The sequence below is a fragment of the Streptomyces sp. NPDC101181 genome, assembly GCF_044767975.1.
Classification (GTDB): domain Bacteria; phylum Actinomycetota; class Actinomycetes; order Streptomycetales; family Streptomycetaceae; genus Streptomyces.
This window is the reverse complement of sequence record NZ_JBIWOX010000020.1, coordinates 13,319-40,281: the sequence shown is the minus strand read 5'-3', so window position 1 is coordinate 40,281 and position 26,963 is coordinate 13,319. Positions and strand designations below refer to the sequence as shown.

Annotated in this window: 22 protein-coding genes; 17 read left to right on the top strand and 5 right to left on the bottom strand. The window is 71.7% G+C overall.

What is annotated here, in order from left to right:
• Positions 1-115: 115 nt before the first annotated feature.
• Complete coding sequence (locus ACIRRU_RS25305) at positions 116-730, bottom strand: methylated-DNA--[protein]-cysteine S-methyltransferase (RefSeq protein WP_403684154.1); 615 nt, start codon at positions 728-730, stop codon at positions 116-118.
• Between the two features lie 142 nt (positions 731-872).
• The gene (locus tag ACIRRU_RS25300; protein WP_403684152.1) at positions 873-1,751 is read right to left on the bottom strand and encodes a glycerophosphodiester phosphodiesterase; all 879 of its coding nucleotides are present in this window, start codon (positions 1,749-1,751) and stop codon (positions 873-875) included.
• 302 nt (positions 1,752-2,053) lie between these two features.
• Here ACIRRU_RS25300 and ACIRRU_RS25295 point away from each other — a divergent pair, with 302 nt between their 5' ends.
• From ACIRRU_RS25295 to ACIRRU_RS25275, 5 genes are all read left to right on the top strand, one after another.
• Entirely contained in the window at positions 2,054-2,896 is an 843-nt protein-coding gene (locus ACIRRU_RS25295; protein WP_403684151.1) for an MHYT domain-containing protein, read from the top strand.
• Positions 2,897-2,956: 60 nt separating this feature from the next.
• A complete protein-coding gene (gene uvrB / locus ACIRRU_RS25290; protein WP_403684149.1) occupies positions 2,957-5,086 on the top strand; it encodes an excinuclease ABC subunit UvrB in 2,130 nt (709 codons plus the stop codon).
• 148 nt (positions 5,087-5,234) lie between these two features.
• Positions 5,235-5,813: a TerD family protein gene (locus ACIRRU_RS25285; RefSeq protein ID WP_363203217.1), complete on the top strand. Its 579-nt coding sequence runs from the start codon at positions 5,235-5,237 to the stop codon at positions 5,811-5,813.
• Between the two features lie 213 nt (positions 5,814-6,026).
• Positions 6,027-8,084 carry a TerD family protein gene (locus ACIRRU_RS25280; protein WP_403684147.1) on the top strand — a complete coding sequence of 686 codons (2,058 nt, stop codon included), beginning with the start codon at positions 6,027-6,029 and terminating at the stop codon, positions 8,082-8,084.
• 242 nt (positions 8,085-8,326) lie between these two features.
• The gene (locus ACIRRU_RS25275) at positions 8,327-9,355 is read left to right on the top strand and encodes a TerC family protein (RefSeq protein ID WP_403684145.1); all 1,029 of its coding nucleotides are present in this window, start codon (positions 8,327-8,329) and stop codon (positions 9,353-9,355) included.
• Between the two features lie 191 nt (positions 9,356-9,546).
• Here the strand turns inward: ACIRRU_RS25275 and ACIRRU_RS25270 are convergent, their stop codons facing one another.
• Together ACIRRU_RS25270 and ACIRRU_RS25265 are read right to left on the bottom strand one after the other, a co-directional pair.
• The gene (locus ACIRRU_RS25270; RefSeq protein ID WP_403684144.1) at positions 9,547-10,203 is read right to left on the bottom strand and encodes an MBL fold metallo-hydrolase; all 657 of its coding nucleotides are present in this window, start codon (positions 10,201-10,203) and stop codon (positions 9,547-9,549) included.
• Positions 10,204-10,226: 23 nt separating this feature from the next.
• Complete coding sequence (locus ACIRRU_RS25265; protein ID WP_403684143.1) at positions 10,227-10,916, bottom strand: maleylpyruvate isomerase family mycothiol-dependent enzyme; 690 nt, start codon at positions 10,914-10,916, stop codon at positions 10,227-10,229.
• 306 nt (positions 10,917-11,222) lie between these two features.
• On the opposite strand from ACIRRU_RS25265, the gene uvrA reads away from it, so the two are divergent.
• On the top strand, positions 11,223-14,261 hold the full coding sequence (gene uvrA / locus ACIRRU_RS25260) for an excinuclease ABC subunit UvrA (RefSeq protein WP_403684141.1): 3,039 nt from the start codon (positions 11,223-11,225) through the stop codon (positions 14,259-14,261).
• Between the two features lie 323 nt (positions 14,262-14,584).
• Positions 14,585-15,013, top strand: a complete 429-nt coding sequence (locus ACIRRU_RS25255) for a Rieske (2Fe-2S) protein (RefSeq protein WP_403684139.1) — start codon at positions 14,585-14,587, stop codon at positions 15,011-15,013.
• 88 nt (positions 15,014-15,101) lie between these two features.
• Here the strand turns inward: ACIRRU_RS25255 and ACIRRU_RS25250 are convergent, their stop codons facing one another.
• Positions 15,102-16,028 carry a hypothetical protein gene (locus tag ACIRRU_RS25250; RefSeq protein ID WP_403684137.1) on the bottom strand — a complete coding sequence of 309 codons (927 nt, stop codon included), beginning with the start codon at positions 16,026-16,028 and terminating at the stop codon, positions 15,102-15,104.
• Positions 16,029-16,394: 366 nt separating this feature from the next.
• Here ACIRRU_RS25250 and ACIRRU_RS25245 point away from each other — a divergent pair, with 366 nt between their 5' ends.
• The 10 genes from ACIRRU_RS25245 to secG all read left to right on the top strand — a co-directional run bounded on the left by ACIRRU_RS25245 (position 16,395) and on the right by secG (position 26,962).
• Positions 16,395-16,979, top strand: a complete 585-nt coding sequence (locus tag ACIRRU_RS25245; protein ID WP_403684260.1) for a papain-like cysteine protease family protein — start codon at positions 16,395-16,397, stop codon at positions 16,977-16,979.
• Between the two features lie 5 nt (positions 16,980-16,984).
• Positions 16,985-17,914: a hypothetical protein gene (locus ACIRRU_RS25240; RefSeq protein WP_403684135.1), complete on the top strand. Its 930-nt coding sequence runs from the start codon at positions 16,985-16,987 to the stop codon at positions 17,912-17,914.
• A 119-nt stretch (positions 17,915-18,033) separates the two neighbouring features.
• Entirely contained in the window at positions 18,034-20,172 is a 2,139-nt protein-coding gene (gene uvrC / locus ACIRRU_RS25235; RefSeq protein WP_403684133.1) for an excinuclease ABC subunit UvrC, read from the top strand.
• Positions 20,169-21,245: an RNase adapter RapZ gene (gene rapZ / locus ACIRRU_RS25230; protein WP_403684131.1), complete on the top strand. Its 1,077-nt coding sequence runs from the start codon at positions 20,169-20,171 to the stop codon at positions 21,243-21,245. The genes uvrC and rapZ overlap by 4 nt, the downstream gene beginning before the upstream one ends.
• Positions 21,242-22,276, top strand: coding sequence for a uridine diphosphate-N-acetylglucosamine-binding protein YvcK (gene yvcK, locus ACIRRU_RS25225; protein WP_363203229.1), 1,035 nt, complete (start codon positions 21,242-21,244; stop codon positions 22,274-22,276). Before rapZ ends, yvcK begins: the two co-directional genes overlap by 4 nt.
• Positions 22,267-23,256: a DNA-binding protein WhiA gene (gene whiA, locus ACIRRU_RS25220; protein WP_363203230.1), complete on the top strand. Its 990-nt coding sequence runs from the start codon at positions 22,267-22,269 to the stop codon at positions 23,254-23,256. The genes yvcK and whiA overlap by 10 nt, the downstream gene beginning before the upstream one ends.
• Positions 23,257-23,493: 237 nt before the next feature.
• Complete coding sequence (gene gap, locus ACIRRU_RS25215) at positions 23,494-24,504, top strand: type I glyceraldehyde-3-phosphate dehydrogenase (RefSeq protein ID WP_403684128.1); 1,011 nt, start codon at positions 23,494-23,496, stop codon at positions 24,502-24,504.
• A gap of 114 nt (positions 24,505-24,618) precedes the next feature.
• Complete coding sequence (locus ACIRRU_RS25210) at positions 24,619-25,830, top strand: phosphoglycerate kinase (protein ID WP_403684126.1); 1,212 nt, start codon at positions 24,619-24,621, stop codon at positions 25,828-25,830.
• A gap of 6 nt (positions 25,831-25,836) precedes the next feature.
• Positions 25,837-26,613, top strand: coding sequence for a triose-phosphate isomerase (gene tpiA / locus ACIRRU_RS25205; protein WP_363203233.1), 777 nt, complete (start codon positions 25,837-25,839; stop codon positions 26,611-26,613).
• A gap of 115 nt (positions 26,614-26,728) precedes the next feature.
• Positions 26,729-26,962, top strand: coding sequence for a preprotein translocase subunit SecG (gene secG, locus ACIRRU_RS25200; protein WP_363203234.1), 234 nt, complete (start codon positions 26,729-26,731; stop codon positions 26,960-26,962).
• The last annotated feature ends 1 nt before the right edge of the window (position 26,963 follow it).

Genomic DNA, 26,963 nt, shown 5'->3' with positions numbered 1-26,963 from the left:
CGAGAACACACGACCCCCCAAAACGTGTGGGCCCCTGGGAGCACGCGAGACCCGGACACGCGAACCCGGGGAACGTGAACCCCGAGCACGCGACCCCCGGGCACGTGAGACCCGGCTAGAACAGCGGTCGCGGCAGAACCCCCTCCAGCGCCAGCAACTGCCTCTTGGTCTCCCGGCCGCCCCCGAACCCACCGAGACCGCCGTCGCTCTCCACCACCCGGTGGCACGGCACCACCACCGGCAGCGGGTTGGCCCCCATGGCCGCCCCCACCGCCTGAGCGCCGTCCGGCCTGCCCACCCGGGCCGCCAGCTCCCCGTATCCGACGACCGTGCCGTGCGGCACCGAGGAGGCCAGCTCACGCAGCACCTCGCGCTGGAATCCGGCCGTCAGCGACCAGTCCAGCCGCAGGCCCGACCAGTCCCGCCGCTCGCCCGCGAAATACGCCGCGAGCGCGCGTATCGCCTCGGTCAGACGCTCGGAGCCGGGCGCCTCGACCGGCTCGGCGCCGAGCCGGGCCCGCAGCTGACCGAGCGCCGCGTCCCGGGCGGCGGGGCGGGCGTGGAAGGCCACGGTCACCAGACCGGCGGAGGTCGCGGCGAGCAGCAGCGGGCCGATGGGGCTCGCCTCGACGCACCACTCCACGGTCGTCGGTCCACCGGCGCCCCCGGTGCCCGCCTCCGAGCCCGCGGAACCGGCTCCGCCGCCCGTCACACCGCCTTCGCTGTCCATGCCGACCACCGTACGACCCACCACTGACAACGCCCGGGGGCCCGGCCCGCAGCTCGGTCCAAGGGCTCAGCCCCCCCGGGGCAGCCTTGCGCGGCCAGCCTTCCGTTCAGTCCAGTCCAGTCCAGTCCAGCCCCGGCGTGGCTCAGCTCGTCGCGTCGCGTACCACGTCCGGGTAGTTGGTGATGATGCCGTCGACCCCGAGCGCTTGGGCGTTCGCCGCCTTCTCCGCGTCGTTGACCGTCCAGGTGTTGACCCGCAGCCGCTTGCCGTGGGCACCCTTCAGCCGCTGGACGGCCGCTACGTAGTCGGCGCTGAGCGTCGTGTACGAGGGGTTGATCTGATCGGTGAACGCCGCGTAGGCGGGCAGATCGGCCACCGCCGGGTTACCGAGGAACCCGGTCGTGACGTCGGGGCGCAAGGCGTGCACCTTCTTGACGCTGTCGGCGCCGAAGCTCTGGATGACCAGCCGGTTCCGTACGTGGGAGCGGTCCAGCCACCCCTCCTTCCGCAGGACGCGGACGATGTCCCGCTCGATGCCCGGGTAGGTCGCCGGGCTCTTGATCTCCAGGAGCAGCTTCTGGCGGTTGCGCTCCAGACGGTGCAGGAACTGCGTGAGGGTCGGCACCCGGACTCCGGTGAACTGGGCGCCGAACCAGCTGCCCGCGTCGAGCTTCGCCAGCTCCGCCGCCGTGAAGTCCTTCACCGCCCAGGGCGCCCGGTCCGGGAAGACCTGCTCCACGTCCGTCGTGCGCTTCAGGTCGGTGTCGTGGAGGACGACGAGAACGCCGTCGCGGGTCCGCTGGACATCGTTCTCCACCCAGTCGATGCCCAGCGCGTCGGCGGCGTCGACGGCGGCGAGGGTGTTCTCCGGTGCGTAGCCCGACGCTCCCCGGTGGGCGACGACGACCGGGTTCGCCCGCTGCGTCGCGGCCTCCGTCCGGTCGGCGGCCGGCAGCAGCAGAGCGCCTGCGCCGAGCACGGCGGCGGCGGTGGTCGAGGCGGTGACGGAGCGTACGAACACGGGGACTCCTCGCATCGCGGGGTGCGGACAGGCCGAGACTGACAGCGGCTTGCCAACGCCGGGCGGGGAGGCGGTGGCCGCGGCATGAACGGAAGGTCCGTCACGGGGTGGGGGCCTCGGCGGCGTGTGCAGCCGACGGAGCGGACCGCCCGGGGGCGCGGTCCGGGGAGTGCGTTCGTCCCTCCGACCGCCGTGCCGATAAAATGCACGTCCTTCATCCGCCTGCCGGGATTCGCCCTTCGGGGATCCCCTCGACCCGGGGGTCTTTCGAAAGGCATATCCGCGTGCTGGAAACGGTCGACATGCAGCGAACCCTCGACAGGGTCGTCACGGCGACGGCATCGGTCGGCGACCAGGGAACGGTCGACGGATTCACCTACGGACTGGTGACTCCGGTCGTGGCGTTCCTCATGGCCGGCCTGGGGGCCGCCCTCGGACTTCGCTGCACCATCAGATCTCTGCGCACCGCACGCTCCTTCACGGCCGTCTGGCTGGCTCTCGGCGCGCTGTCCATCGGCTCCGGCATCTGGAGCATGCACTTCGTCGCGATGACGGGCTTCACCGTCAAGGAGGCACCGATCTCCTACGACAAGCCCCTCACCTACGCCGGACTGGCGCTCGCCGTCGTCATGGTCGGCATCGGCATCCTCATTGTCGGGTACCGGGGCGCGACTCGCATGGCGCTGATCACGGGCGGGACCATCACCGGCCTCGGTGTGGCGTCGATGCACTATCTCGGCATGGCGGGCATGCGTCTGGACGGGCGGCTGACGTACGACACGCCCCTGGTGGCCCTCTCGGTGCTGATCGCGGTGGGCGCCGCCACCGCCGCGCTGTGGGCGGCCGTGTCCCTCCGCGGCTTCCTGGCCAGCCTCGGAGCCAGTGCCCTGATGGCCGCCGCGGTCACCGGAATGCACTACACCGGAATGGCGGCCATGGACGTGCACCTGCATCTGCCGCCCACGACCCCGGACCTCCTGCCGACCGGCGGGGGAGCCGAGTCGATCGGCCCGATGCTGATCGGTCCCGGCTGTTTCCTGCTGCTGGCCGCGGTGGTGCTCCTGTTCGACCCGGGTGCGGTGACGGACGAGGCGGAGCGGAACCCGGGGGCGGGGCGGGCCGCCGCAGGGTCCGGCCGTCGCTGATCCGGGGCTGCCTACGGCCGATTCGCGGCTGTTGTCAGTGGGGGGTCGTACGGTGGTTGCATGCGGCCCGTTTCCAAGATCGAACGTTCGGTGGCGCCTTTCGAGGTCGTCAGTCCCTTCCAGCCCAGCGGCGACCAGCCGACGGCCATCGCCGACCTGGAGCGGCGTATCCGCGCGGACGAGAAGGACGTCGTCCTGCTCGGCGCGACCGGTACGGGCAAGTCGGCCACCACGGCCTGGATGATCGAGAAGCTCCAGCGCCCCACCCTGGTGATGGCGCCGAACAAGACGCTCGCCGCCCAGCTGGCCAACGAGTTCCGCGAGCTCCTCCCGAACAACGCCGTGGAGTACTTCGTCTCGTACTACGACTACTACCAGCCTGAGGCGTACGTCCCCCAGTCGGACACCTACATCGAGAAGGACTCCTCCATCAACGAGGAGGTCGAGCGGCTGCGCCACTCCGCGACGAACTCGCTGCTCACCCGGCGTGACGTCGTCGTCGTCGCCTCCGTCTCCTGCATCTACGGCCTCGGCACGCCCCAGGAGTACGTGGACCGCATGGTCCAGCTCAAGGTCGGCGAGGAGATCGACCGCGACCTGCTGCTGCGCCGCTTCGTCGAGATGCAGTACGCGCGCAACGACCTGGCCTTCACCCGGGGCACCTTCCGGGTCCGGGGCGACACCATCGAGATCTTCCCGGTCTACGAGGAGCTCGCGGTCCGCATCGAGATGTTCGGCGACGAGATCGAGGCCCTGTCCACGCTCCACCCGCTGACCGGCGAGGTCATCAGCGAGGACCCCGTCGTCCACGTCTTCCCCGCCAGCCACTACGTCGCCGGACCCGAGCGGCTGGAGAAGGCCGTCGGCGGCATCGAGCGGGAGCTGGAGCAGCGGCTGGCCGAGCTGGAGAAGCAGGGCAAGATGCTGGAGGCCCAGCGGCTGCGGATGCGCACCACGTACGACATCGAGATGCTGCGCCAGATCGGCACCTGCTCCGGCGTCGAGAACTACTCGATGCACTTCGACGACCGCGCCCCGGGCACCGCCCCCAACACCCTCCTCGACTACTTCCCCGACGACTTCCTGCTCGTCCTGGACGAGTCCCACGTCACCGTCCCGCAGATCGGCGCGATGTACGAGGGCGACGCCTCCCGCAAGCGGACCCTGGTCGACCACGGCTTCCGGCTGCCCTCCGCGATGGACAACCGGCCGCTGAAGTGGGAGGAGTTCCTGGAGCGCATCGACCAGACGGTCTACCTCTCCGCCACCCCGGGCAAGTACGAGCTCTCGCGCGGCGACGGATTCGTGGAGCAGATCATCCGCCCCACCGGCCTCGTCGACCCCGAGGTCGTGGTCAAGCCCACCGAGGGCCAGATCGACGACCTGGTGCACGAGATCCGCGAGCGCACCGAACGCGACGAGCGGGTCCTGGTCACCACGCTCACCAAGAAGATGGCGGAGGACCTCACCGACTACTTCCTGGAGCTGGGCATCCAGGTCCGCTATCTCCACAGCGACGTCGACACCCTGCGCCGCATCGAGCTGCTGCGCGAGCTGCGCTCCGGCGAGTACGACGTGCTGGTCGGCATCAACCTCCTGCGCGAGGGCCTCGACCTCCCCGAGGTGTCCCTGGTGGCCATCCTCGACGCCGACAAGCAGGGCTTCCTGCGCTCGGGCACCTCGCTCATCCAGACCATCGGCCGCGCCGCCCGAAACGTCTCCGGCCAGGTCCATATGTACGCCGACAAGATCACCCCGGCCATGGAGCAGGCGATCGACGAGACGAACCGCCGCCGGGAGAAGCAGATCGCGTACAACACCGAGCGTGGCATCGACCCGCAGCCGCTGCGCAAGAAGATCAACGACATCGTCGCCACCATCGCCCGCGAGGAGGTCGACACCGAACAGCTCCTCGGCACCGGATACCGGCAGGGCAAGGAGGCCAAGGCCCCCGTGCCCGCCCTCGGCGGCAAGGCGGCCAAGGGCGGGGCGAAGGGCAAGGCGGCCCGGCCCGGTGCGGTCACCGGCGACCGGCCCGCGACCGAACTGGCCGGGATCATCGAGGAGATGACCGAGCGGATGCGCGCCGCCGCCGCCGACCTCCAGTTCGAGGTCGCCGCCCGGCTGCGGGACGAGGTCGGCGAGCTGAAGAAGGAGCTGCGCCAGATGAAGGAGGCGGGCCTGGCCTGATTTCCGTCACGCCGGTGCCACCGCGCCGGTGTGTTGCAAGACCGACACGAAACCGGACGGAGCCTGCTGCCGCGCCGGGTGGAATGCGTAGGGTGCGGGGAAACCGCACGACGGACGGTTGCGGGGCAACGCCGAGAGGGGACAGCGCGTGACGGTCAACATGACCAAGGGTCAGGCCATCAGCCTGGAGAAGAGCGACGGGGGGACCCTGACCGCGGTACGGATGGGGCTCGGCTGGCAGGCGGCTCCGCGCCGCGGGCTGTTCGGCTCGCGCACCCGGGAGATCGACCTGGACGCCTCGGCGGTGCTCTTCGCCGACAAGCAGCCGGTCGACGTCGTGTTCTTCCGCCACCTCGTCAGCGACGACGGCTCGGTCAAGCACACCGGCGACAACCTCGTCGGCGGCGCGGGCTCCGGCGGGGACGACGAGGCGATCCTCGTCGACCTCCAGCGGGTGCCCGTCCACATCGACCAGATCGTCTTCACGGTGAACTCCTTCACCGGGCAGACCTTCCAGGAGGTCCGGCACGCCTTCTGCCGGATCGTCGACGAGACCAACGGCCAGGAGCTGGCCCGGTACACCCTGGACGGCGGCGGCCAGTACACCGCCCAGATCATGGCGAAGGTGCACCGCGTGGGCGGCGGATGGCAGATGACCGCCCTCGGCAACCCGGCCAACGGCCGCACCTTCCAGGACCTGATGCCGTCCATCCTGCCGCACCTGTAGGCCCGGACCGGCCCGGGGACGGGCCGGTCCGGCACCCGGGCACGACAGCGTTCGGCACGAGCGAGTGCCGTACCGCGCCGCGCGACCAGCACAGCTCGACCGGCGCCGCACGAACACGGCACGGCACGGCACCGTACGAACACAGCACCGCATCGCACGAACACGGCACCGCGCCCGGGTGGGCGCGGTCCATCGTCCAGGGGGACAGCGCACATGACGGCCGAACTGGTCCGGGGACAGAACCACCCCTTGCCCCGGACCCGTCTGGAGATCCGGGTCTCGGCCGGGACGCCCGTCGTGGCCGGGGCCACCCTCGGCGACGAACGGGGCACGGTGCGCGGCGCGGAGTGGATCGCCCACCCCGGCTCGCCCCAGCTCCCCGGGGTAGAGGTCTCCCAGCAGGCGGCGGCCGACCACCGGCTCGCCGTCGACCTGGAGGCCCTGCCCGCCGAGGTGCACCGGCTCACGGTGCTGCTGGCGCTGCCCGTGGGGGTCGGCGGCCCGGAGAAGTTCGGCGCGGTGCCCTCCCCGTTCGTCGCCGTCACCGGCCTGGACGGCGAGGAGATCGCCACCTTCACGCTGACCGGGCTCGACGTGGAGTCCGCGGTCAGCGCCCTGGAGCTCTACCGCCGCCAGGGAGCCTGGAAGGTCCGCGCCGTAGGCCAGGGGTACGCCGCCGGGCTCGCCGAGATGCTGGCCGACCAGGGCCTGGCCGACGCCGCCACCCTGGCCGGGTCCATCCAGGAGGCCGTCACCCGGGGCCTGGCCCGCTCCGTGGCCCCGCCGCCGCCCCGGCCCCGGAGCGGCGACCGCATACGCCCCGACGGCCCCACCGGCCACCGCCCGGCCCCACCCCGGACGTCCCCGGCAGCCGACACGGCCACGGCTGCCCGGCAGGCCCAGGCGTCCCCGGCCGTCCAGCCCCCCGGGGCGGCGACCGGTCCCGCCGCCCCGCCGCCGCCCGCTGCCGGGAGCGCCGAGCCGCCCGCTCCCGGGTCGCACCCCGTCGGCGGGCCCGCCGACGGCCACGCCGGTGGCCGCGCGGGCGGGCCCATCGACTACGCGCACCCGCGACGCGGGCACGCCGCGCCCCCGTCGCCGCCGCCAACCGCACCGGAGGCCCCGCCGGGACAGGCCCCCCGGCCGGTCGCCGGGGACGCCTCGGGCTGGTCGATGGACGAGCGTCTCTACAACCAGATCTGGGGCATGTTCGAGGACCTGGCCCGTGCGGTGGCCGCCTACCGCAGCGCCGTGGACTTCGCCGAGTCCCGGATGAGCCAGGAGCTCGACCGGGCCCTGTCCGACCCGCGCGACCGGATGGGCGGCGCGGGCGACCGGGCCCGTGCGGAGGCCCGTGCCAAGCGCGACGAGCTGACCGGCCGGGCCAAGGAGGCCCTGGACCGGGACCTGGGCCAACTGGCGGCCGAGGCTGCCGTCGTCGAGCCCGCGCTCCCCGCCGCCTACGCCGGGTGGGACAACCCCGTCTGGCACGCCCATCGCATCCCCATGGAGATACCGATGGCCCTGCGCGTCGGCGACCTCCACCTGCCCGAGCGCACCGGCCTGCGCATCCCGCTGCTCGTCCGGCTGCCGCTGGAGCGCGGCATGTGGGTGGACAGCGGCCGGACGGCGTCCGAGGCTGCCGCCGAGCTGGACTCCACCCAGCTGCGCCGCCTGGCGATGGAGACCGCGGTGACCCACGCGGCCCGGCTGCTCGCGGTGTATCCGCCCGGCGAGTTCGCGGTCCACGTCATCGACGCCGCGGGCGCCGCGGCCGGTCCGCTGGCGCCGCTGGTGGAAGCGGGTGTCCTCGCCGGGCCGCCCGCCGCCGGAGCCGGGGGAGTGGCCTCGGTCCTCGCGCACCTGACCCGGCGCGTGGACCTGGTGCAGATGGCGGTCCGGGCCGGAGCCGCCGACTCGCTCCCGCCCGACCTGGACACCGCGGAACAGCTCCTCGTCGTCAACGACTTCCCGCACGGCTTCGACGACCGGGCCGTCAACCAGCTCCGCTACCTCGCCGACGAAGGGCCCTCGGTCGGGGTGCACCTCCTGATGGTCGCGGACCGGGAGGACGCCGCCGGGTACGGGCCGGTGCTCGACCCGTTGTGGCGTTCGCTGCTGCGCATCACCCCCGTCGCCGACAGCCACCTCGCCGACCCCTGGGTCGGTCACACCTGGACGTACGAGCCCCTGACCGTGCCGCCGGGCAGCCGGATCCTCGGACAGGTGCTGGCGGCGGTCGCGGCCGCCCGCCGAGCCGCCGGTCGTTGACGGAACACAGCTCCCGCCTGCGGTTTTTACGACTTCTTTACGCTTTTCTTTACCTACCCTTGGGCATGCCTGTACTGTTCGGATCACGGAGGGGAGTACTCCTTACGCGACGTCCCGTCAATACGGACCGCAGGCCGGTCCCGGGGCGTCGGCCCATGTCCGCGCGGTGCGGGCGAGGGTGGAAGAGACCTCCGGCAGCGACGACGCTGAATCAGTAGCCGTAGCGAACTGCCGGAGGCGCAGTGGACGTTTCATGGACCGTCTGGGCCCTGACCATCTTTGGTCTCTCAGCCCTGATCGCCGTCGACTTCTTCATCGGGCGCAAGCCCCATGACGTGTCGACCAAGGAAGCCGGGATCTGGACGATCGTCTGGATCGCGCTGGCCGTCGTCTTCGGCATCGGCCTGCTGGTGTCTGGCAACAGCCAGGCGTCCGGCGAGTTCTTCGCCGGATTCATCACCGAGAAGTCGCTGAGCGTCGACAACCTCTTCGTCTTCGTCCTGATCATGGCGAAGTTCTCGGTGCCCTCCCACCTCCAGCAGCGCGTCCTGCTCATCGGTGTGCTCATCGCGCTGGTGCTCCGGGCGATCTTCATCGCCGCCGGTGCCGCCGTGATCGCGAACTTCTCGTGGGTCTTCTACATCTTCGGCGCGTTCCTGATCTACACCGCCTGGAAGCTCATCCAGGAGGCGCGTGCGGGCGAGGAGGAAGAGGAGTTCGAGGAGAACCGTCTGCTCAAGTCGATCGAGCAGCGCTTCGGCGTCTCCGACCAGTACCACGGCACGAAGCTCTTCATCCAGCGTAACGGCAAGCGCATCATGACCCCGTTGATGGTGGTCATGCTCGCCATCGGCACCACCGACGTGCTCTTCGCGCTGGACTCCATCCCGGCGATCTTCGGCCTGACCCAGGACCCGTACATCGTCTTCACGGCCAACGCGTTCGCGCTGATGGGCCTGCGCCAGCTGTACTTCCTCATCGGCGGTCTGCTGAAGAAGCTGGTCCACCTCAGCTACGGCCTGTCGGTGATCCTCGGCTTCATCGGCGTCAAGCTGGTGCTGCACGCCCTTCACGAGTCCGGGGTGCACGTGCCGTCGATCTCCATCCCGTTCTCGCTCTCCGTCATCTGCGGCGTGCTGGTGATCACCACGATCACCAGTCTCATCGCCAGCAAGAAGCAGGCGGCGGCCGAGGCGGAGAAGGCCGGTCAGGCCGGCGGGACCGGGGCCGTCGGCTCCTCCGACGAGGAGAGCGAGCGCGTCGGCAGCTGACTCCGGCTCGGGTGCCGGGCCGTCGGCCCGGAGTGGCCCGGAGCGGCACCAGGGAGACAACCGGCAGCGGCCGGGACGGACACGGCGAGAGCCGTTCCGTCCCGGCCGCTGTGTGCTTCCGGGGTCCCGCGCCGCCGCACCGGGTCCCGCGCCCGCCGTGCTTCCGGGGCCGGTGTGTCCCGGGGGGCGGGCTACCAGCCGCGGGCGCGCCACTCGGGCAGCTGGGGCCGCTCCTCACCGAGCGTGGTGTCGTTCCCGTGGCCCGGGTAGACCCACGTCTCGTCGGGCAGCCGGTCGAACAGCTTCGTCTCGACGTCGTGCAGCAGGCTCGCGAACGCCTCCGGGTCCTGCTGCGTGTTCCCGATCCCGCCGGGGAAGAGGCAGTCCCCGGTGAACAGGTGCGGGGCGCCGTGCGGGTCGTCGTAGACCAGGGCGATGGAGCCCGGGGTGTGGCCGGTCAGATGCCGGGCGGTCAGCTCCACCCGGCCCACGGTGATCGTGTCGCCGTCCTCGACCAGGACGTCGGTCGGCACCGGGATGCCCTCGGCGTCGTAGCGGCCCGCGTACGTCCGGGCGCCGGTGGCCCCGACCACCTGGGCCAGCGCCTGCCAGTGGTCGCCGTGCTGGTGGGTGGTGACGACGGAGGTGATGCCGTCGTCACCGATCAGGGCGAGCAGCGTCTCCGGCTCGGCCGCCGCGTCGATCAGCAGCTGCTCGCCGGTGGCCCGGCAGCGCAGCAGATAGGCGTTGTTGTTCATCGCGCCGACGGCTGCCTTGGAGATCATCAGGTCCGTCAGTTCGTGCACGCTCGCAGGTCCGCCGACCTTCACCGCTCCGCTGTACGTCATACGGCTCAGCCTATAGCGGGGGCCTACAGCGGCGGCAGGGCGGGCAGCGCCCCTCCGGCCACCGTCAGAGCCGAGCCGTCGCGCCGCCCCGCCAGCCAGCCCATCAGCTCGGCCGCCGGCCCCTGCACGGTCACCAGGGCGCTTCGCGGGCCGCCGCCGGTGCTCCAGGTGCGGCCGTCCTCGTCGGTCAGCGCCGTGGCGGCCACATCGGGATGGCCGCTGAAACGCTCGGTGAGGAAGGCGATCTCCCGCTCCACGAACTCCCCGGGCAGGTCCTCCAGCTCGTGGCCGATGCCGAGGTCGACGTGGTGGACGGCCACCTCGATCCAGCGGCGGAAGGGAATCCGGGCCGCGGAGTCCGTCACGCCGTTGCGCAGGACGACGGTACGGGTCCAGTCGGCCGGTTCCGCGGCGACCGCGAAGAGGCGGTCCGCGCTCTCCCGGACATCGGCCAGCTGCTCGGCCAGAGGGCGCCGGGCGCCCGCGGCGATGTCGGCGTCCCGCATTTCGCTGCTCGCGTACATCGGGAGTCCGCGGAGAACATTTCCGAGCGCGTCGGCGTTACGTGAGAGGTGGGTCAGGACATGGCCCCGGCTCCATCCAGGCAACCGTGACGGCTCGGTGACGGCGGCGTTGTCCAGTGTGACGGCCGCGTCGAGCAGCCGTGCGGTCGCTTCGCGTACAGCTCCCAGGTCGTGCGCATGATCCATCATGCGGCCGAGCCTAGGGGGTGTGTCGCTGGTCATGCCGGGTTCGCGGGAGTCTGGTACCGCACTTCGCGGCGCTGTCGTCGGTCGCCGACGCTCCGTGTCCACTCCCTACGCCCGGCGACGTGCGACACCGGACCGACACCCCTGGCTCCGCCACTCATTCGGGTGAAGGAGAGGAAGAGCGACCGTAAATCGAATGTGCGTGCTATACGCTCGGAGTCGAAAAGCCTCCTCCACCACTGTGGCGCCCCCATACCCTTGGACGGGGGCTCAGTTCCCCCGCTTCTCTCTAGAAAGGTGCGGACCGGCGTGGCCGACCGTCTCATCGTCCGTGGCGCGCGCGAGCACAACCTGAAGAACGTCTCGCTCGATCTGCCCCGTGACTCCCTCATCGTCTTCACCGGGCTCTCCGGGTCGGGCAAGTCGTCCCTCGCGTTCGACACGATCTTCGCCGAGGGGCAGCGCCGCTACGTCGAGTCGCTCTCCTCCTACGCCCGGCAGTTCCTCGGTCAGATGGACAAGCCCGATGTCGACTTCATCGAGGGGCTCTCCCCGGCCGTCTCGATCGACCAGAAATCGACCTCGCGCAACCCGCGCTCGACGGTCGGCACCATCACCGAGGTCTACGACTACCTCCGGCTGCTCTTCGCCCGGATCGGCAAGCCGCACTGCCCCGAGTGCCACCGCCCCATCTCCCGGCAGTCGCCGCAGGCCATCGTCGACAAGGTCCTCGGACTGCCCGAGGGCAGCCGCTTCCAGGTGCTCTCGCCGCTGGTGCGCGAGCGCAAGGGGGAGTTCGTCGACCTCTTCGCCGACCTCCAGACCAAGGGGTACAGCCGCGCCCGCGTCGACGGCACCACCATCCAGCTCGCCGAGCCGCCCACGCTCAAGAAGCAGGAGAAGCACACGATCGAGGTGGTCATCGACCGGCTCACCGTCAAGGACAGCGCCAAGCGCCGGCTGACCGACTCGGTCGAGACCGCGCTCGGCCTCTCCGGCGGCATGGTCGTGCTCGACTTCGTAGACCTCCCCGAGGACGACCCCGAGCGTGAGCGGATGTACTCCGAGCACCTCTACTGCCCCTACGACGACCTCTCCTTCGAGGAGCTGGAGCCGCGCTCCTTCTCCTTCAACTCGCCCTTCGGCGCCTGCCCCGACTGCACCGGCATCGGGACGCGTATGGAGGTCGACCCCGAGCTGATCGTCCCGGACGAGGAGAAGTCGCTCGACGAGGGCGCGATCCACCCCTGGTCCCACGGCCACACCAAGGAGTATTTCGGCCGGCTGATCGGCGCGCTCTCCAAGGCCCTCGGCTTCCGTACGGACATCCCCTGGGCCGGGCTGCCGCAGCGGGCCAAGAAGGCCCTGCTCCACGGCCACAAGATCCAGACCGAGGTCCGCTACCGCAACCGTTACGGACGCGAGCGCGCCTACACCACCCCCGCCTTCGAGGGTGCGGTCCAGTTCGTCAAGCGGCGCCACACCGAGGCCGAGAGCGACTCCAGCCGGGAGCGCTTCGAGGGGTACATGCGTGAGGTGCCCTGCCCGACCTGTGAAGGCACCCGCCTCAAGCCGATCGTGCTGGCGGTGACGGTGATGGAGAGGTCCATCGCCGAGGTCTCCGCGATGTCGATCAGCGAATGCGCCGAGTTCCTCGGGCGCCTCAGGCTGAACGCCCGCGACAAGAAGATCGCCGAGCGGGTCCTCAAGGAGGTCAACGAGCGGCTGAGGTTCCTCGTCGACGTCGGCCTGGACTACCTCTCGCTGAACCGCGCGGCGGGCACCCTCTCCGGCGGCGAGGCCCAGCGCATCCGGCTCGCCACCCAGATCGGCTCCGGCCTGGTCGGCGTGCTGTACGTCCTGGACGAGCCGTCCATCGGGCTCCACCAGCGCGACAACCACCGCCTGATCGAGACCCTGGTCCGGCTGCGCGACATGGGCAACACGCTCATCGTCGTCGAGCACGACGAGGACACCATCAAGGTTGCCGACTGGGTCGTCGACATCGGCCCCGGAGCCGGTGAGCACGGCGGCAAGGTCGTCCACTCCGGCTCGCTCAAGGAGCTCCTGGGGAACAAGGCGTCGATCACCGGGCAGTACCTCTCCGGGAAGCGGTCCATCCCGACCCCGGACACCCGCCGCCCGGTCGACCCGGCCCGGAACCTCACGGTCCACGGCGCCCGGGAGAACAACCTCCAGGACATCGACGTCTCCTTCCCGCTCGGCGTCCTCACCGCCGTCACCGGCGTCTCCGGGTCCGGGAAGTCGACCCTGGTCAACGACATCCTCTACACCCACCTGGCCCGCGAGCTGAACGGCGCCAAGTCGGTCCCCGGCCGTCACACCCGGGTCGACGGCGACGACCTGGTCGACAAGGTGGTCCACGTCGACCAGTCGCCGATCGGCCGGACCCCCCGGTCCAACCCGGCGACGTACACCGGGGTCTTCGACCACGTCCGCAAGCTGTTCGCCGAGACGATGGAGGCGAAGGTGCGCGGCTATCTGCCGGGCCGCTTCTCCTTCAACGTCAAGGGCGGGCGCTGCGAGAACTGCTCCGGCGACGGCACCATCAAGATCGAGATGAACTTCCTGCCCGACGTGTACGTCCCGTGCGAGGTCTGCCACGGTGCGCGCTACAACCGGGAGACCCTGGAGGTCCACTACAAGGGCAAGTCCATCGCCGAGGTGCTGGACATGCCGATCGAGGAGGGTCTGGAGTTCTTCGAGGCCGTCCCGGCCATCGCCCGCCACCTGCGTACGCTCAACGACGTCGGCCTCGGCTACGTCCGGCTCGGGCAGTCCGCGCCGACCCTCTCCGGGGGCGAGGCGCAGCGCGTCAAGCTGGCGAGCGAGCTCCAGAAGCGCTCCACCGGCCGCACGGTCTACGTCCTGGACGAGCCGACCACCGGTCTGCACTTCGAGGACATCAGCAAGCTGATCACGGTCCTCTCCGGCCTGGTCGACAAGGGCAACTCGGTCATCGTCATCGAGCACAACCTCGACGTCATCAAGACCGCCGACTGGGTCGTCGACATGGGTCCCGAGGGTGGCAACGGCGGTGGCCTGGTCGTCGCCGAGGGCACCCCCGAGCAGGTCGCCTCGGTCCCCGGGAGCCACACCGGGAAGTTCCTCCAGTCCATCCTGGACCCGGACCGGATCAGCGAGGCCGCGGTGCCCTCGGGCGGCGGGACCTCCCGCAGGACGGCCGCCCGCAAGGCCGCCCCCACGAAGAAGGCGGCGGCGAAGAAGACGGCCGCCGCTCCCAGGAAGGCGACGTCGGCCCAGGCGAAGGCCACCGGCACCAAGGCCGCCGCCGCGAAGAAGACGACCCGGGCCCGCAAGGCCTGAGTCCCGAGCACACCGGCACGGACGGCGGCGGCCCCGCAGGACGACGGGGGCCGCCGCCGTCGGCGTACGGCCCCGGCCTCGGCGCGTGGCCCGGCCTCGGCGCGTGGCCCCGGTCTCGGTTCCAGCCCCGGCGAGGGCGATGCGAGACGCGGTGCGGGCCCGTCGCCCGGCCCGGTCGCCGGGCTTGCGTTCCCGGTCGGTATCGTCGGTTCTGTCACCGGTGCACGCGGCCGCCGTCGCCGCCTCGTGCGCGTCCGGCGACCCCGACCCCGGCGACCGGTGATCCACCGCGACCCGTCTGGAACGACACCCGTGGAGTCCGCATGCCCGGCCTGCCCGCCGCCCGCCGAACCGTGCTGAAGGGCGCCGCGCTCGCCGGTGCCGCCGGGCTGGGAGCGGCCGCCTGCTCCACCGAGTCCAAGCTGGGCCACGCCAAGAACCCCACCCCGACCGCGCCCGTCGACCTCGGATCGGCCGCCGACGTCCCCGTCGGCGGGGCCAGGCTCTACCGCGAACAGCGGCTCGTCGTCAGCTGCCCGGCCAAGGGCGAGTACAAGGCGTTCAGCGCCCAGTGCACCCACGGCGGCTGCGTCCTGACCAAGGTCGAAGGCACCGAGGGGCACTGCGCCTGCCACGGCAGCCGCTTCGACACCACCACCGGCGAGGTCGTCCGGGGCCCGGCCACGGTGCCGCTGCCCGCCGTCCCGGTCACCGCCGAGGGCGGAAAGCTCGTCGCGGGCCCCGAAGCCTGACAGCGGCACGGCGGCCGGACCCCGCACGGCCTCGCGAAGCCGTACCCGACGCCCCGCGGCCCTCGTCGGCCCGGTGCCCAGCCACGGATCACTCCCAGTCCCAGTCGATCCCGATCAGCCCCGGCCCCACGCCCTCCTCGACCAGGTGCACGGTCCGGTGCCGGCCGGTCAGCGTGAGGTCGTCGCGGGCCCCGCGCGCCGCACCCGCCGAGGCCTGGGCGAACCGGCGGCACCGCACCGGGAGCGCGGCCTCGTCGAAGCCGACCTGGAGGACGTACTGGCCGCCCCCGAAGGTGAAGCCGCGCACGTACTCGCCGCTGGCCCCGCCCGTACCGTCCTCGAAGCCGTAGCCGAAGACGTACGTCTCGCCGGAACGCAGCCGGGTGTCGAAGAGCAGCTCGGCCACCAGCACCCCCGCCTCCCGGTCCCAGCGGACCCGGCCCGTCCGGCAGTTCTCCAGCGCCAGCACCGTGATCCGCGAAGGGTCGCAGCCCGGGTCGCCCCGGTGCACCGCGAGATAGCGGTCGACGCCGTCCCGGTGGGCGCGCACCACGTGCCGGGAGGTGCGGCCCGCCAGCTCCCGGCGCGCCCCGATCCGGACCCGCTCCTGGTGCCCCACGGTGTGCAGCCCCCCGTCCACCGGTGACTCCATCGACGCGAGAAGCCGCTCCACCGAGCCCGACGCCTCCAGCAGCGAACGGTAGGAGCGGCCCGCCGGGCGGTCCGTGTCCGCCGGGACGTCCTCGTCCCGCAGCAGTTGCAGCAGCGAGCCCTCCGGGAGGGAGAGAACCTCCTCCAGCGCGGCCACGGCCCGCAGCGACTCGGCGCGCCGGGGGCGGCGCACGCCCTGCTGCCAGTAACTGAGGCTGGTCACCCCGAGCTTGACCCCCCGATGCGCCAGATGGTGCCGCACCCGCTGGAGCGGCAGCCCGCGCACCGCCAGGGCGGTGCGCAACGCCAGGTGGAACGGGCCGGTCCGCAGCACCTGGGCCAGTTCGGTCTCGGTCTGCCGCACGGCCGGCCTCCGGGTGAACGTTCACGTGGGCAGTGGCGACACCGTCCCCCGCCGGGTGCGGGGGAGCAGGTGACCGGGGCGGAGCCGTTCACAGGGACGGCGTGCCGTTCACACCGCGATGTCACCTCGCATTGAAGCGTGTTGACCTGCTCCGGACAACGCCGGATGCTCATCGTCAGCGTCCGGACGCGCTCCTCCGATCCCCACCCCCGCCTTGGGAGGAACGCGATGCGCAACCGAAGAGTCAGCACAGGACGGTACGGAAGGCCCGCAGGCCCCGCAGGCCCCGCAGGCCTCGCAGGCCTCGCAGGCCTCGCAGGCCCCGCAGGAAACGGCCGGGCCGGACGGTTCTCGTTCACCGCCCTCCTGGCCGCCGCCCTGCTCGCCGTCCCCGCGGCCACCGCCACAGCGACCGCCACGACGGTCCCGGACCGCTCCGCCGGGACGGCCGAGACCGCTGTCGGCGTCGCCGCGGCGCAGCGGCTGGACATCACGATGCAGGCGCAGCAGAAGAGCAACTGGTGCTGGGCGGCCGGAGGCAACACCATCGCCGCCTGGTTCGGCCGCTCCTACTCCCAGAACCAGTTCTGCAACGCCTCCTTCAACCGCGCCCAGAACACCGAGTGCCCCAACTCGCAGGCCACCCTCGGCAACGTCCAGACCGGCCTCTCCTGGGCCGGGGTCAGTCCCGGCAGTTACGTCACCGGCTGGCTGCGCTACCCGACCGTGCAGGCCGAGATAACGGCCCGGCGCCCCGTCGAGACCCGTATCCAGTGGTCGTCCGGCGGTGGCCACATGCACGTCATCTACGGCTACGACGACGCCGGCAGCTGGGTCTACTGGGGCGATCCCTGGCCCTCCAGCAACCGCTACAACTGGGCCTCGCACGCCTGGTACGTGAACAACAACGAGTTCTCCTGGACCCACTCGCTCTACCGGATCGGGGCGTGAGGACCATGACCGCGACCACCCGGCGGCTCGCCGCCGCCACCGCTCTCACCGCCACCGCCGCCCTGTTCACCCTCGCGTCCCCGGCCACCGCCGACGAGGGGCCCGCCGCCGCGCCCCGGCTGAGCGCCGCCACCCTGGACGCGGCCCACGAGGCGGCCGCCGAGCCCGCGACCCTGGAGACCCTGTCCCGGTTCTTCGCCCGGGAAGGCGCGGTGAGCCGGGCGGACGCGGCACCCCGGATCACCGGGAAGGCCGTCCCCGTACGCTCGCTGTCCGCCGCCTTCGTCGCCGGGAAGCCGGGAGCCGCTCCCAGCACCCTGGACTTCCTCGCCAGCACCGCTGTCTCCTCCGACGGCCGGAAGGCGTCGCTCTGGACGGTCCCGGGAGCCGGCGAGGGCTCACCGTGGCGGGTGGTGAACATCGCCACCGGGGACGACGAGGCCCGCTACACCGCGCGGGGCGCCCGCATCCTCCCCGGCGGCACCGTGTTCCGCGAGCCGCAGACCGACGCCTGGTACGTCCACGACGCCTCCCGGGTCCTCCCGCTGGACGAGGACGCGACGGTGGCCGTGGGCGCGAAGGGCACCACGCTCGACGCCTACCGGGCCCGGGTGCGGGAGGCGTACGCCGACAAGCTGCCCGGCTCCGGATACGCGAAGTCCGGCAAGGCGGGCGGCTACGGACCGGGAGCGGCCGGTACCGCTCCGGGGTCCGCCCCGCCCGGGGCGGCGACGGACCCGCGGGTCCCCGGCCCGGCCGCGGAACCCACCGCGTCCCCCGCGCTCGCCGGAGCGGCGTCCCGGACACCCGGCACCGCCCTGACCGCCGTCTCCGCGGTCGCCGGATCCGGCGCGCTGCTCGCCCTCGCTCTGTGCGCGGCCACCGCCCTGCGCCGCCGGAACCGCACCCGGCACACCCCGGCCGCGGACGCCTGAGCGGGCCCCGCACCGGCCCGTCGGCCCGCGCCCCGGAACGCCGTCACCGCACGGCGTCCCGGGGCGCGGGACCACCCGAGGGCGACGCACTGTCACTGCCCGCAAGTAGGGTGTGAGACATGGCAGACCCCTCCAGCTACCGCCCCAAGCCGGGACAGATCCCCGACTCCCCGGGGGTCTACAGATTCCGCGACGAGCACCGCCGGGTGATCTACGTCGGCAAGGCCAAGAACCTCCGCCAGCGCGTGGCGAACTACTTCCAGGACCTCGCCGGACTCCACCCGCGCACGCGCACGATGGTCACGACGGCCGCCTCCGTCGAGTGGACGGTCGTCTCCACCGAGGTCGAGGCGCTCCAGCTGGAGTATTCCTGGATCAAGGAGTTCGACCCCCGGTTCAACGTCAAGTACCGGGACGACAAGAGCTACCCGTATCTCGCGGTCACCCTCAACGAGGAGTTCCCCCGCGTCCAGGTGATGCGCGGCGCCAAGAAGAAGGGCGTGCGCTACTTCGGTCCGTACGGACACGCCTGGGCGATCCGCGAGACCGTCGACCTGATGCTGCGGGTCTTCCCCGTCCGCACCTGTTCCGCCGGGGTCTTCAAGAACGCCGAGCGCACCGGCCGCCCCTGCCTGCTCGGCTACATCGGCAAGTGCTCGGCCCCCTGCGTCGGCCGGGTCACCCCGGAGGAACACCGGGAACTGGCCGAGGACTTCTGCGACTTCATGGCCGGGCGCACCGGCACCTACATCCGCCGCCTGGAGAAGGACATGGCGCAGGCGGCCGAGGAGATGGAGTACGAGCGGGCCGCCCGCCTCCGCGACGACGCCGGGGCCCTCAGGCGGGCCATGGAGAAGAGCGCCGTCGTCCTCGCCGACGCCACCGACGCCGACCTGATCGCCGTCGCGGAGGACGAACTGGAAGCCGCCCTCCAGATCTTCCACGTGCGCGGCGGCCGGGTGCGCGGCCAGCGCGGCTGGGTCACCGACAAGGTCGAGGCGGTCGACACCTCCGGCCTGGTCGAGCACGCCCTCCAGCAGCTGTACGGGGAGGAGCGCGGCGAAGCCGTCCCCAAGGAGGTCCTGGTGCCCGCCCTGCCCGAGGACACCGAGGCGGTCTCCCAGTGGCTCGCCGAGCGCCGGGGCTCCCAGGTCAGCCTGCGCATCCCGCAGCGCGGCGACAAGAAGGACCTGATGGTCACGGTCCAGCGCAACGCCCAGCAGGCCCTCGGCCTGCACAAGACCAAGCGCGCCTCCGACCTGACCACCCGCTCCAGGGCCCTGGAGGAGATCGCCGAGGCGCTGGGCCTGGACACCGCCCCCCTGCGCATCGAGTGCTACGACGTCTCCCACCTCCAGGGCGACGACGTGGTGGCCTCCATGGTGGTCTTCGAGGACGGTCTCGCCCGCAAGAGCGAATACCGCCGCTTCCAGATCAAGGGCTTCGAGGGCCAGGACGACGTCCGGTCGATGCACGAGGTCATCGGCCGCCGCTTCAGGCGCTACCTCCAGGACAAGGAGCGCACGGGGGAGTGGGAGGAGTCCCGGGAGACGACCGGAGGGGCGCCCTCCGACGCCGGACCGCCGGGACCGGTCCCCGCAGGGCCGGCCGGTGACGCCGAGCCGCTGGGAGCGGCCGCGGGCGCGCCCCCCGGGAGCACCGGGGCCCGGGATGGCCAGGGGGCCCGGGACGAGGACGGGCCCCGGGAGGACGAGGGGGCCCGGGAGGACGACGGCCGGCCGAAGCGGTTCGCCTACCCGCCGCAGCTCGTGGTCGTGGACGGCGGGCAGCCCCAGGTCGCCGCCGCCCGGCGCGCCCTGGACGAGCTGGGCATCGATGACGTCGCCGTCTGCGGTCTCGCCAAGCGGCTCGAAGAGGTCTGGCTGCCCGATGACGACGACCCGGTCGTCCTGCCCCGCTCCAGCGAGGGCCTCTACCTTCTCCAGCGCGTCCGCGACGAGGCCCACCGCTTCGCCATCACCTACCAGCGGGCCAAGCGGGCCAAGCGCATCCGCTCCAGCCCCCTTGACGACGTGGCGGGCCTCGGCGAGACCCGCAAGCAGGCTCTGATCAAGCATTTCGGCTCGGTGAAGAAGCTCCGGCAGGCGACGATCGACCAGATCTGCGAGGTCCCCGGGATAGGGCGCAGGACGGCGGAATCGGTGGCCGCCGCCCTCGCCACGACCGCTCCCGCCGCGCCTGCGGTGAACATGGCCACAGGAGAGATCATGGAAGAGGACGACGGGGCCGGCTCATGACCGACCACACCCACGACACCCCACGCGACCCCACCGGCCCCGCGGCCACCGGGGACCCCAGCGACATCACGGACCCCACCGGCGCCGCGGACCCCGGGGCCACCCCGGGCAGCGCGGCCGTCCCGGTCCGGGCAGACCGCACGGACCCAGCACACCGAGCAGACGGAGCAGCAGACGTGAGTACGAACACCCCGAACGAGACGGGTGAGGCGGCCATCCCCGAGCTGGTGATCATCTCCGGGATGTCGGGCGCGGGCCGCAGCACCGCCGCCAAGTGTCTGGAGGACCTCGGCTGGTTCGTCGTCGACAACCTCCCGCCCGCCCTGATCCCCACCATGGTCGAGCTGGGCGCCCGCTCGCAGGGCAACGTCGCCCGGATCGCCGTCGTCGTCGACGTGCGCGGGCGGCGCTTCTTCGACAACCTCCGCGAGTCCCTCGCCGACCTGGAGGCCAAGCACGTCACCCGGCGGATCGTCTTCCTGGAGTCGTCCGACGACGCCCTGGTGCGCCGCTTCGAGTCCGTCCGCCGCCCCCACCCCCTCCAGGGCGACGGCCGGATCGTCGACGGCATCTCCGCCGAGCGCGACCTGCTGCGCGAGCTGCGCGGCGACGCCGACCTGGTCATCGACACCTCCAGCCTCAACGTGCACGAGCTGCGGGCCAAGATGGACGCCCAGTTCGCGGGGGAGTCGGAGCCGGAGCTGCGCGCCACGGTGATGTCCTTCGGCTACAAGTACGGCCTGCCCGTCGACGCCGACCTGGTCGTCGACTGCCGTTTCCTGCCCAACCCCCACTGGGTCCCCGAGCTGCGCCCCTTCACCGGCGTCAACGAGGAGGTGTCCGACTACGTCTTCGACCAGCCGGGCGCGAAGGAGTTCCTCAACCAGTACACCGAGCTGCTCCAGCTGATCGCCGCCGGTTACCGCCGCGAGGGCAAGCGGTACGTGACCATCGCCGTGGGCTGCACGGGCGGCAAGCACCGCTCCGTCGCCATGTCGGAGAAGCTCTCGGCCCGGCTCGCGGGCGAAGGCATCGAGACCGTCCTCGTGCACCGGGACATGGGGCGAGAGTGACCGGACGCAACCTGCGGATGCGGCGCCTGAGCCGCGCCACCTCGGCGCTCTCGGGCCGCAAACGCGGTGCCCAGCCCAAGGTCGTCGCCCTCGGCGGCGGCATGGGACTCTCGGCGTCCCTGGCGGCGCTGCGCCGGATCACCGGCGACCTCACGGCCGTGGTCACCGTCGCCGACGACGGCGGCTCCAGCGGACGGCTGCGCGAGGAGCTGGGGGTGCTGCCCCCCGGCGACCTGCGCAAGGCGCTCGCCGCGCTGTGCGGCGACGACGACTGGGGCCGCACCTGGTCCCGGGTCATCCAGCACCGCTTCGAGTCCAAGGGCGACCTGCACGAGCACGCGGTCGGCAACCTGCTGATCGTCGCCCTGTGGGAGCAGCTGGGCGACCACGTCCAGGCGCTCGACCTGGTCGGCAGGCTGCTCGGCGCGCACGGCCGGGTGCTGCCGATGTCCGCCGTGCCCTTGGAGCTCCAGGCGCTGGTGAAGGGCCACGACCCGGAGCTGCCCGACGCGATCGTCACCGTGCGCGGTCAGGCCACCGTCGCGCTCACCCCGGGCGAGGTGCAGTCCGTGCACGTCGTCCCGCCGGACCCGCCCGCCGTCCCCGAGGCCGTGGAAGCGGTCCTCGACGCCGACTGGGTGGTGGTCGGTCCCGGCTCCTGGTTCTCCTCGGTGATCCCGCACCTGCTGGTGCCCGAGCTGCTCGACGCGCTCGTCACCACCAAGGCCCGCAAGGTCCTCTCGCTGAACCTCGCGCCGCAGCCCGGTGAAACCGAAGGCTTCTCACCGCAGCGTCATGTGGAGGTTTTGGGACGACACGCCCCTAAACTCGCCTTGGACGTGGTGCTGGCCGACGAGGCCGCCGTGCCCGATCGTGAGTCCCTCGCCGACGCCGCCAAGCGGCTCGGAGCCACGGTCGAGCTGGCGCCGGTGGCCTCGCCCGACGGTGCTCCGGTCCATGACCAGGAGCTGTTGGCCGCCGCGTACGACCGTATTTTTCGGATGCATGGAAGGATCGGCCCATGGCGATGACGCCAGCGGTGAAGGACGAAATCTCTCGGCTTCCCGTCACCCGGACCTGCTGCAGAAAAGCGGAGGTCTCGGCGATTCTTCGGTTCGCGGGCGGGCTGCACCTGGTGAGCGGCCGGATTGTGATCGAGGCGGAGCTGGACACCGCGATGGCGGCGCGCCGGCTCAAGCGCGACATCCTGGAGATCTTCGGGCACAGCTCGGAGCTGATCGTGATGGCCCCCGGCGGACTGCGGCGCGGCTCGCGCTACGTGGTGCGCGTGGTGGCGGGCGGGGACCAGCTGGCCCGGCAGACCGGTCTGGTGGACGGCCGCGGCCGCCCCATCCGCGGGCTGCCCCCGCAGGTGGTCTCGGGGGCCACCTGCGACGCCGAGGCCGCCTGGCGCGGGGCCTTCCTGGCGCACGGCTCGCTCACCGAGCCCGGCCGCTCCTCCTCGCTGGAGGTCACCTGCCCCGGGCCGGAGGCGGCGCTCGCCCTGGTCGGCGCGGCCCGCAGGCTCTCCATCGCGGCCAAGGCCCGCGAGGTGCGCGGGGTGGACCGGGTCGTCGTCCGCGACGGTGACGCGATCGGCGCCCTGCTGACCCGGCTCGGCGCACACGAGTCGGTGCTGGCCTGGGAGGAGCGCCGGATGCGGCGCGAGGTCCGCGCCACGGCCAACCGGCTCGCCAACTTCGACGACGCCAACCTGCGCCGCTCGGCCCGCGCCGCCGTCGCCGCCGGGGCCCGGGTGGGCCGCGCGCTGGAGATCCTCGGCGAGGAGGTGCCCGAGCACCTCGCCGCCGCGGGACGCCTGCGCATGGAGCACAAGCAGGCCTCCCTGGAGGAGCTGGGCGCGCTGGCCGACCCGCCGCTGACCAAGGACGCGGTCGCGGGCCGGATCCGCCGTCTGCTCGCCATGGCCGACAAGCGGGCCCAGGACCTGGGCATCCCGGGCACGGAGTCCAACCTCAGTGACGAGATGGCCGACGGCCTGGTCGGCTGAGAGCCGTCCCCCCCCCCCGGGGCCCGACGGCCTGACGGCCCGCACGCCCGGCGGACACGACCGGAGGCCCGTACCCCTACTGGTGAGTACGGGCCTCCGGTCGTGTCCGTCGGCGCTTACGGGGCCTCTCGATGTCACTCCCGCGCCCGTGGAGAGGTAGGGTCGAGAGCGGTCGGGGACATCCCTATACAACTCGCCGGCGTCGAAAACCGGCGTACCTAACGAGGAGATCGGTTCGTGACGATCCGCGTAGGCATCAACGGCTTCGGCCGCATCGGTCGCAACTACTTCCGCGCGCTGCTGGAGCAGGGTGCGGACATCGAGATCGTGGCTGTCAACGACCTGGGTGACACTGCGACCACGGCCCACCTGCTGAAGTACGACACCATCCTGGGCCGCCTCAAGGCAGAGGTCAGCCACACCGCCGACACCATCACCGTCGATGGTCACACCATCAAGGTGCTCTCCGAGCGCAACCCGGCCGACATCCCCTGGGGCGAGCTGGGCGTCGACATCGTCATCGAGTCGACCGGCATCTTCACCAAGAAGGCCGACGCCGAGAAGCACATCGCGGGCGGCGCCAAGAAGGTCCTCATCTCGGCTCCGGCCAAGGAAGAGGACATCACCATCGTGATGGGCGTCAACCAGGACAAGTACGACCCGGCCGGCCACCACGTCATCTCCAACGCCTCCTGCACCACCAACTGCGTGGCGCCGATGGCGAAGGTCCTCGACGAGAACTTCGGCATCGTCAAGGGCCTGATGACGACGGTCCACGCGTACACCAACGACCAGCGCATCCTGGACTTCCCGCACTCGGACCTGCGCCGCGCCCGCGCCGCCGCCGAGAACATCATCCCCACCACCACCGGTGCCGCGAAGGCCACCGCGCTGGTCCTGCCCCAGCTCAAGGGCAAGCTCGACGGCATCGCGATGCGCGTCCCGGTCCCGACCGGCTCCGCCACCGACCTCGTCGTCACGCTGTCGCGCGAGGTCACCAAGGACGAGGTCAACGCCGCGTTCAAGAAGGCCGCCGACGACGGCGCCCTCAAGGGCATCCTGACCTACACCGAGGACCCGATCGTCTCCTCGGACATCGTCGGCGACCCGGCGTCCTGCACCTTCGACTCCTCCCTGACCATGGTCCAGGAGGGCACGACGGTGAAGATCCTCGGCTGGTACGACAACGAGTGGGGCTACTCCAACCGCCTCGTCGACCTCACGGTCTTCGTCGGCGAGCAGCTCTGACCCTCGGGTCGGCAGGCACATCGATGTGAGCGGGAGGCTCGGCCGGCGCAACGACGCGCCGGCCGGGCCTCTCGGCGTGTTCACCCGTCCTCGCAAGGAGCAACGGAAGACCAGATGAAGACGATCGACGAACTTCTCGCCGAAGGGGTCGCGGGCAAGCGGGTATTCGTCCGCGCCGACCTCAACGTGCCGCTGGACGGCACCACGATCACCGACGACGGCCGCATCCGCGCCGTCCTCCCGACGGTCGCCAAGCTCGCCGAAGCCGGTGCGCGCGTCGTCGTCGCCTCGCACCTCGGCCGCCCCAAGGGCGCCCCCGACCCGGCGTTCTCGCTGGCCCCGGCCGCAGCCCGGCTCGGCGAACTCCTCGGCGCCGACGTCGCCTTCGCCACCGACACGGTCGGCGAGTCCGCCCGCGCCACGGTCACCGGCCTCGCCGACGGCCAGGTCGCCGTCGTGGAGAACCTCCGCTTCAACGCCGGTGAGACCTCCAAGGACGACGCCGAGCGCGGCGCCTTCGCCGACCGGCTGGCCGAACTCGCCGACGTCTACGTGGGCGACGGCTTCGGCGCGGTCCACCGCAAGCACGCCTCGGTCTTCGACCTCCCGGCCCGGCTGCCGCACTACGCCGGCTACCTCATCGCCACCGAGGTCGGCGTCCTGAAGAAGCTCACCACCGACGTCCGGCGCCCGTACGCGGTCGTCCTCGGCGGCGCCAAGGTCTCCGACAAGCTCGGCGTGATCGACCACCTGCTGGAGCGGGCCGACCGCATCCTCATCGGCGGCGGCATGGCGTACACCTTCCTCAAGGCCCAGGGCCACGAGGTCGGCACCTCGCTGCTCCAGGAGGACCAGATCCCCGCCGTGCGGGAGTACCTGCGGCGGGCCGAGGAGAAGGGCGTCGAGTTCGTCCTGCCCGTCGACGTCGTCGTCGCCCCCGCCTTCCCCGACCTGAAGACCAAGGCCCCGGCCCACCCCGCCACCGTCGCCGCCGACGCCATGCCGGAGGGGCAGATGGGGCTGGACAACGGGCCCGAGACCAACAAGCTCTACGCCTCGAAGCTCGCCGACGCCGCCACCGTCTTCTGGAACGGCCCGATGGGCGTCTTCGAACACCCCGACTTCGCCGACGGCACCCGCGCGGTCGCCCAGGCGCTCGTCGACTCCCCGGCCTTCAGCGTCGTCGGCGGCGGTGACTCCGCCGCGGCCGTCCGCATCCTGGGCTTCGACGAGAATGCTTTCGGACATATCTCGACCGGTGGTGGCGCGAGCCTCGAATACCTCGAAGGCAAGACGCTTCCCGGGCTCGCCGCACTGGAGGACTGACCTTTCATGACCACCCGCACCCCGCTGATGGCGGGCAACTGGAAGATGAACCTCAACCACCTGGAGGCCATCGCCCACGTCCAGAAGCTCGCCTTCGCACTGGCCGACAAGGACTTCGAGGACGTCGAGGTCGCCGTCCTCGCGCCGTTCACCGACCTGCGCACGGTGCAGACCCTGGTCGACGGCGACAAGCTGAAGATCAAGTACGGCGCCCAGGACATCTCGGCGCACGACTCCGGCGCGTACACCGGTGAGATCTCCGGCCCGATGCTCGCCAAGCTGCGCTGCACGTACGTGGCCGTCGGCCACAGCGAGCGCCGCCAGTACCACGGCGAGAGCGACGAGATCTGCAACGGCAAGGTGAAGGCCGCCTTCAAGCACGGCCTGACCCCGATCCTCTGCGTCGGCGAGGGCCTGGACATCCGCAAGGCCGGTGACCAGGTCTCCTACACGCTGGCCCAGCTCGACGGCGCCCTGAAGGACGTCCCGGCCGAGCAGGCCGAGACCATCGTCATCGCCTACGAGCCGGTCTGGGCCATCGGGACCGGCGAGGTCGCCACCCCCGAGGACGCCCAGGAGGTCTGCGGTGCGATCCGCCGCCGGCTGGCCGAGCTGTACTCGCCGGAGCTCGCCGACGCCGTCCGTATCCAGTACGGCGGCTCGGTGAAGTCCGGGAACGTCGCGGCGATCATGGCGCAGCCCGACGTGGACGGGGCCCTGATCGGCGGCGCGGCGCTGGACGCCGACGAGTTCGTCAAGATCGTCCGCTTCCGCGACCAGTGAGTATGCGGTAGCGCCGATCCGTCGTAGTCTTGCGGGGGCCGGAGGGGCGGACGCCCTTCGGCCCCCGGTGTACGTACACGCAGTAGTCAAGAATTCCGGAAAGTAGGGACCAGCCGTGGTTTTGGCGTTCCAGATCGCTCTGATCGTCTTCAGCCTGCTGCTGATGCTGCTGGTGCTCATGCACAAGGGCAAGGGCGGCGGCCTCTCCGACATGTTCGGTGGCGGAATGCAGTCCTCCGTCGGCGGCTCCTCGGTCGCCGAGCGCAACCTCGACCGGATCACCGTCGTGGTCGGGCTGGTCTGGTTCGCCTGCATCGTCGTCCTCGGTCTGCTCATCAAGCTGGACTGAA

Coding starts and splice junctions, on each gene's coding strand:
- ACIRRU_RS25305 (WP_403684154.1), bottom strand. CDS start 730: ATGGACAGCGAAGGCGGTGTGACGGGCGGCGGAGCCGGTTCCGCGGGC.
- ACIRRU_RS25295 (WP_403684151.1), top strand. CDS start 2,054: ATGCAGCGAACCCTCGACAGGGTCGTCACGGCGACGGCATCGGTCGGC.
- uvrB (WP_403684149.1), top strand. CDS start 2,957: ATGCGGCCCGTTTCCAAGATCGAACGTTCGGTGGCGCCTTTCGAGGTC.
- ACIRRU_RS25280 (WP_403684147.1), top strand. CDS start 6,027: ATGACGGCCGAACTGGTCCGGGGACAGAACCACCCCTTGCCCCGGACC.
- ACIRRU_RS25270 (WP_403684144.1), bottom strand. CDS start 10,203: ATGACGTACAGCGGAGCGGTGAAGGTCGGCGGACCTGCGAGCGTGCAC.
- ACIRRU_RS25265 (WP_403684143.1), bottom strand. CDS start 10,916: ATGATGGATCATGCGCACGACCTGGGAGCTGTACGCGAAGCGACCGCA.
- ACIRRU_RS25255 (WP_403684139.1), top strand. CDS start 14,585: ATGCCCGGCCTGCCCGCCGCCCGCCGAACCGTGCTGAAGGGCGCCGCG.
- ACIRRU_RS25240 (WP_403684135.1), top strand. CDS start 16,985: ATGACCGCGACCACCCGGCGGCTCGCCGCCGCCACCGCTCTCACCGCC.
- uvrC (WP_403684133.1), top strand. CDS start 18,034: ATGGCAGACCCCTCCAGCTACCGCCCCAAGCCGGGACAGATCCCCGAC.
- rapZ (WP_403684131.1), top strand. CDS start 20,169: ATGACCGACCACACCCACGACACCCCACGCGACCCCACCGGCCCCGCG.
- whiA (WP_363203230.1), top strand. CDS start 22,267: ATGGCGATGACGCCAGCGGTGAAGGACGAAATCTCTCGGCTTCCCGTC.
- ACIRRU_RS25210 (WP_403684126.1), top strand. CDS start 24,619: ATGAAGACGATCGACGAACTTCTCGCCGAAGGGGTCGCGGGCAAGCGG.
- tpiA (WP_363203233.1), top strand. CDS start 25,837: ATGACCACCCGCACCCCGCTGATGGCGGGCAACTGGAAGATGAACCTC.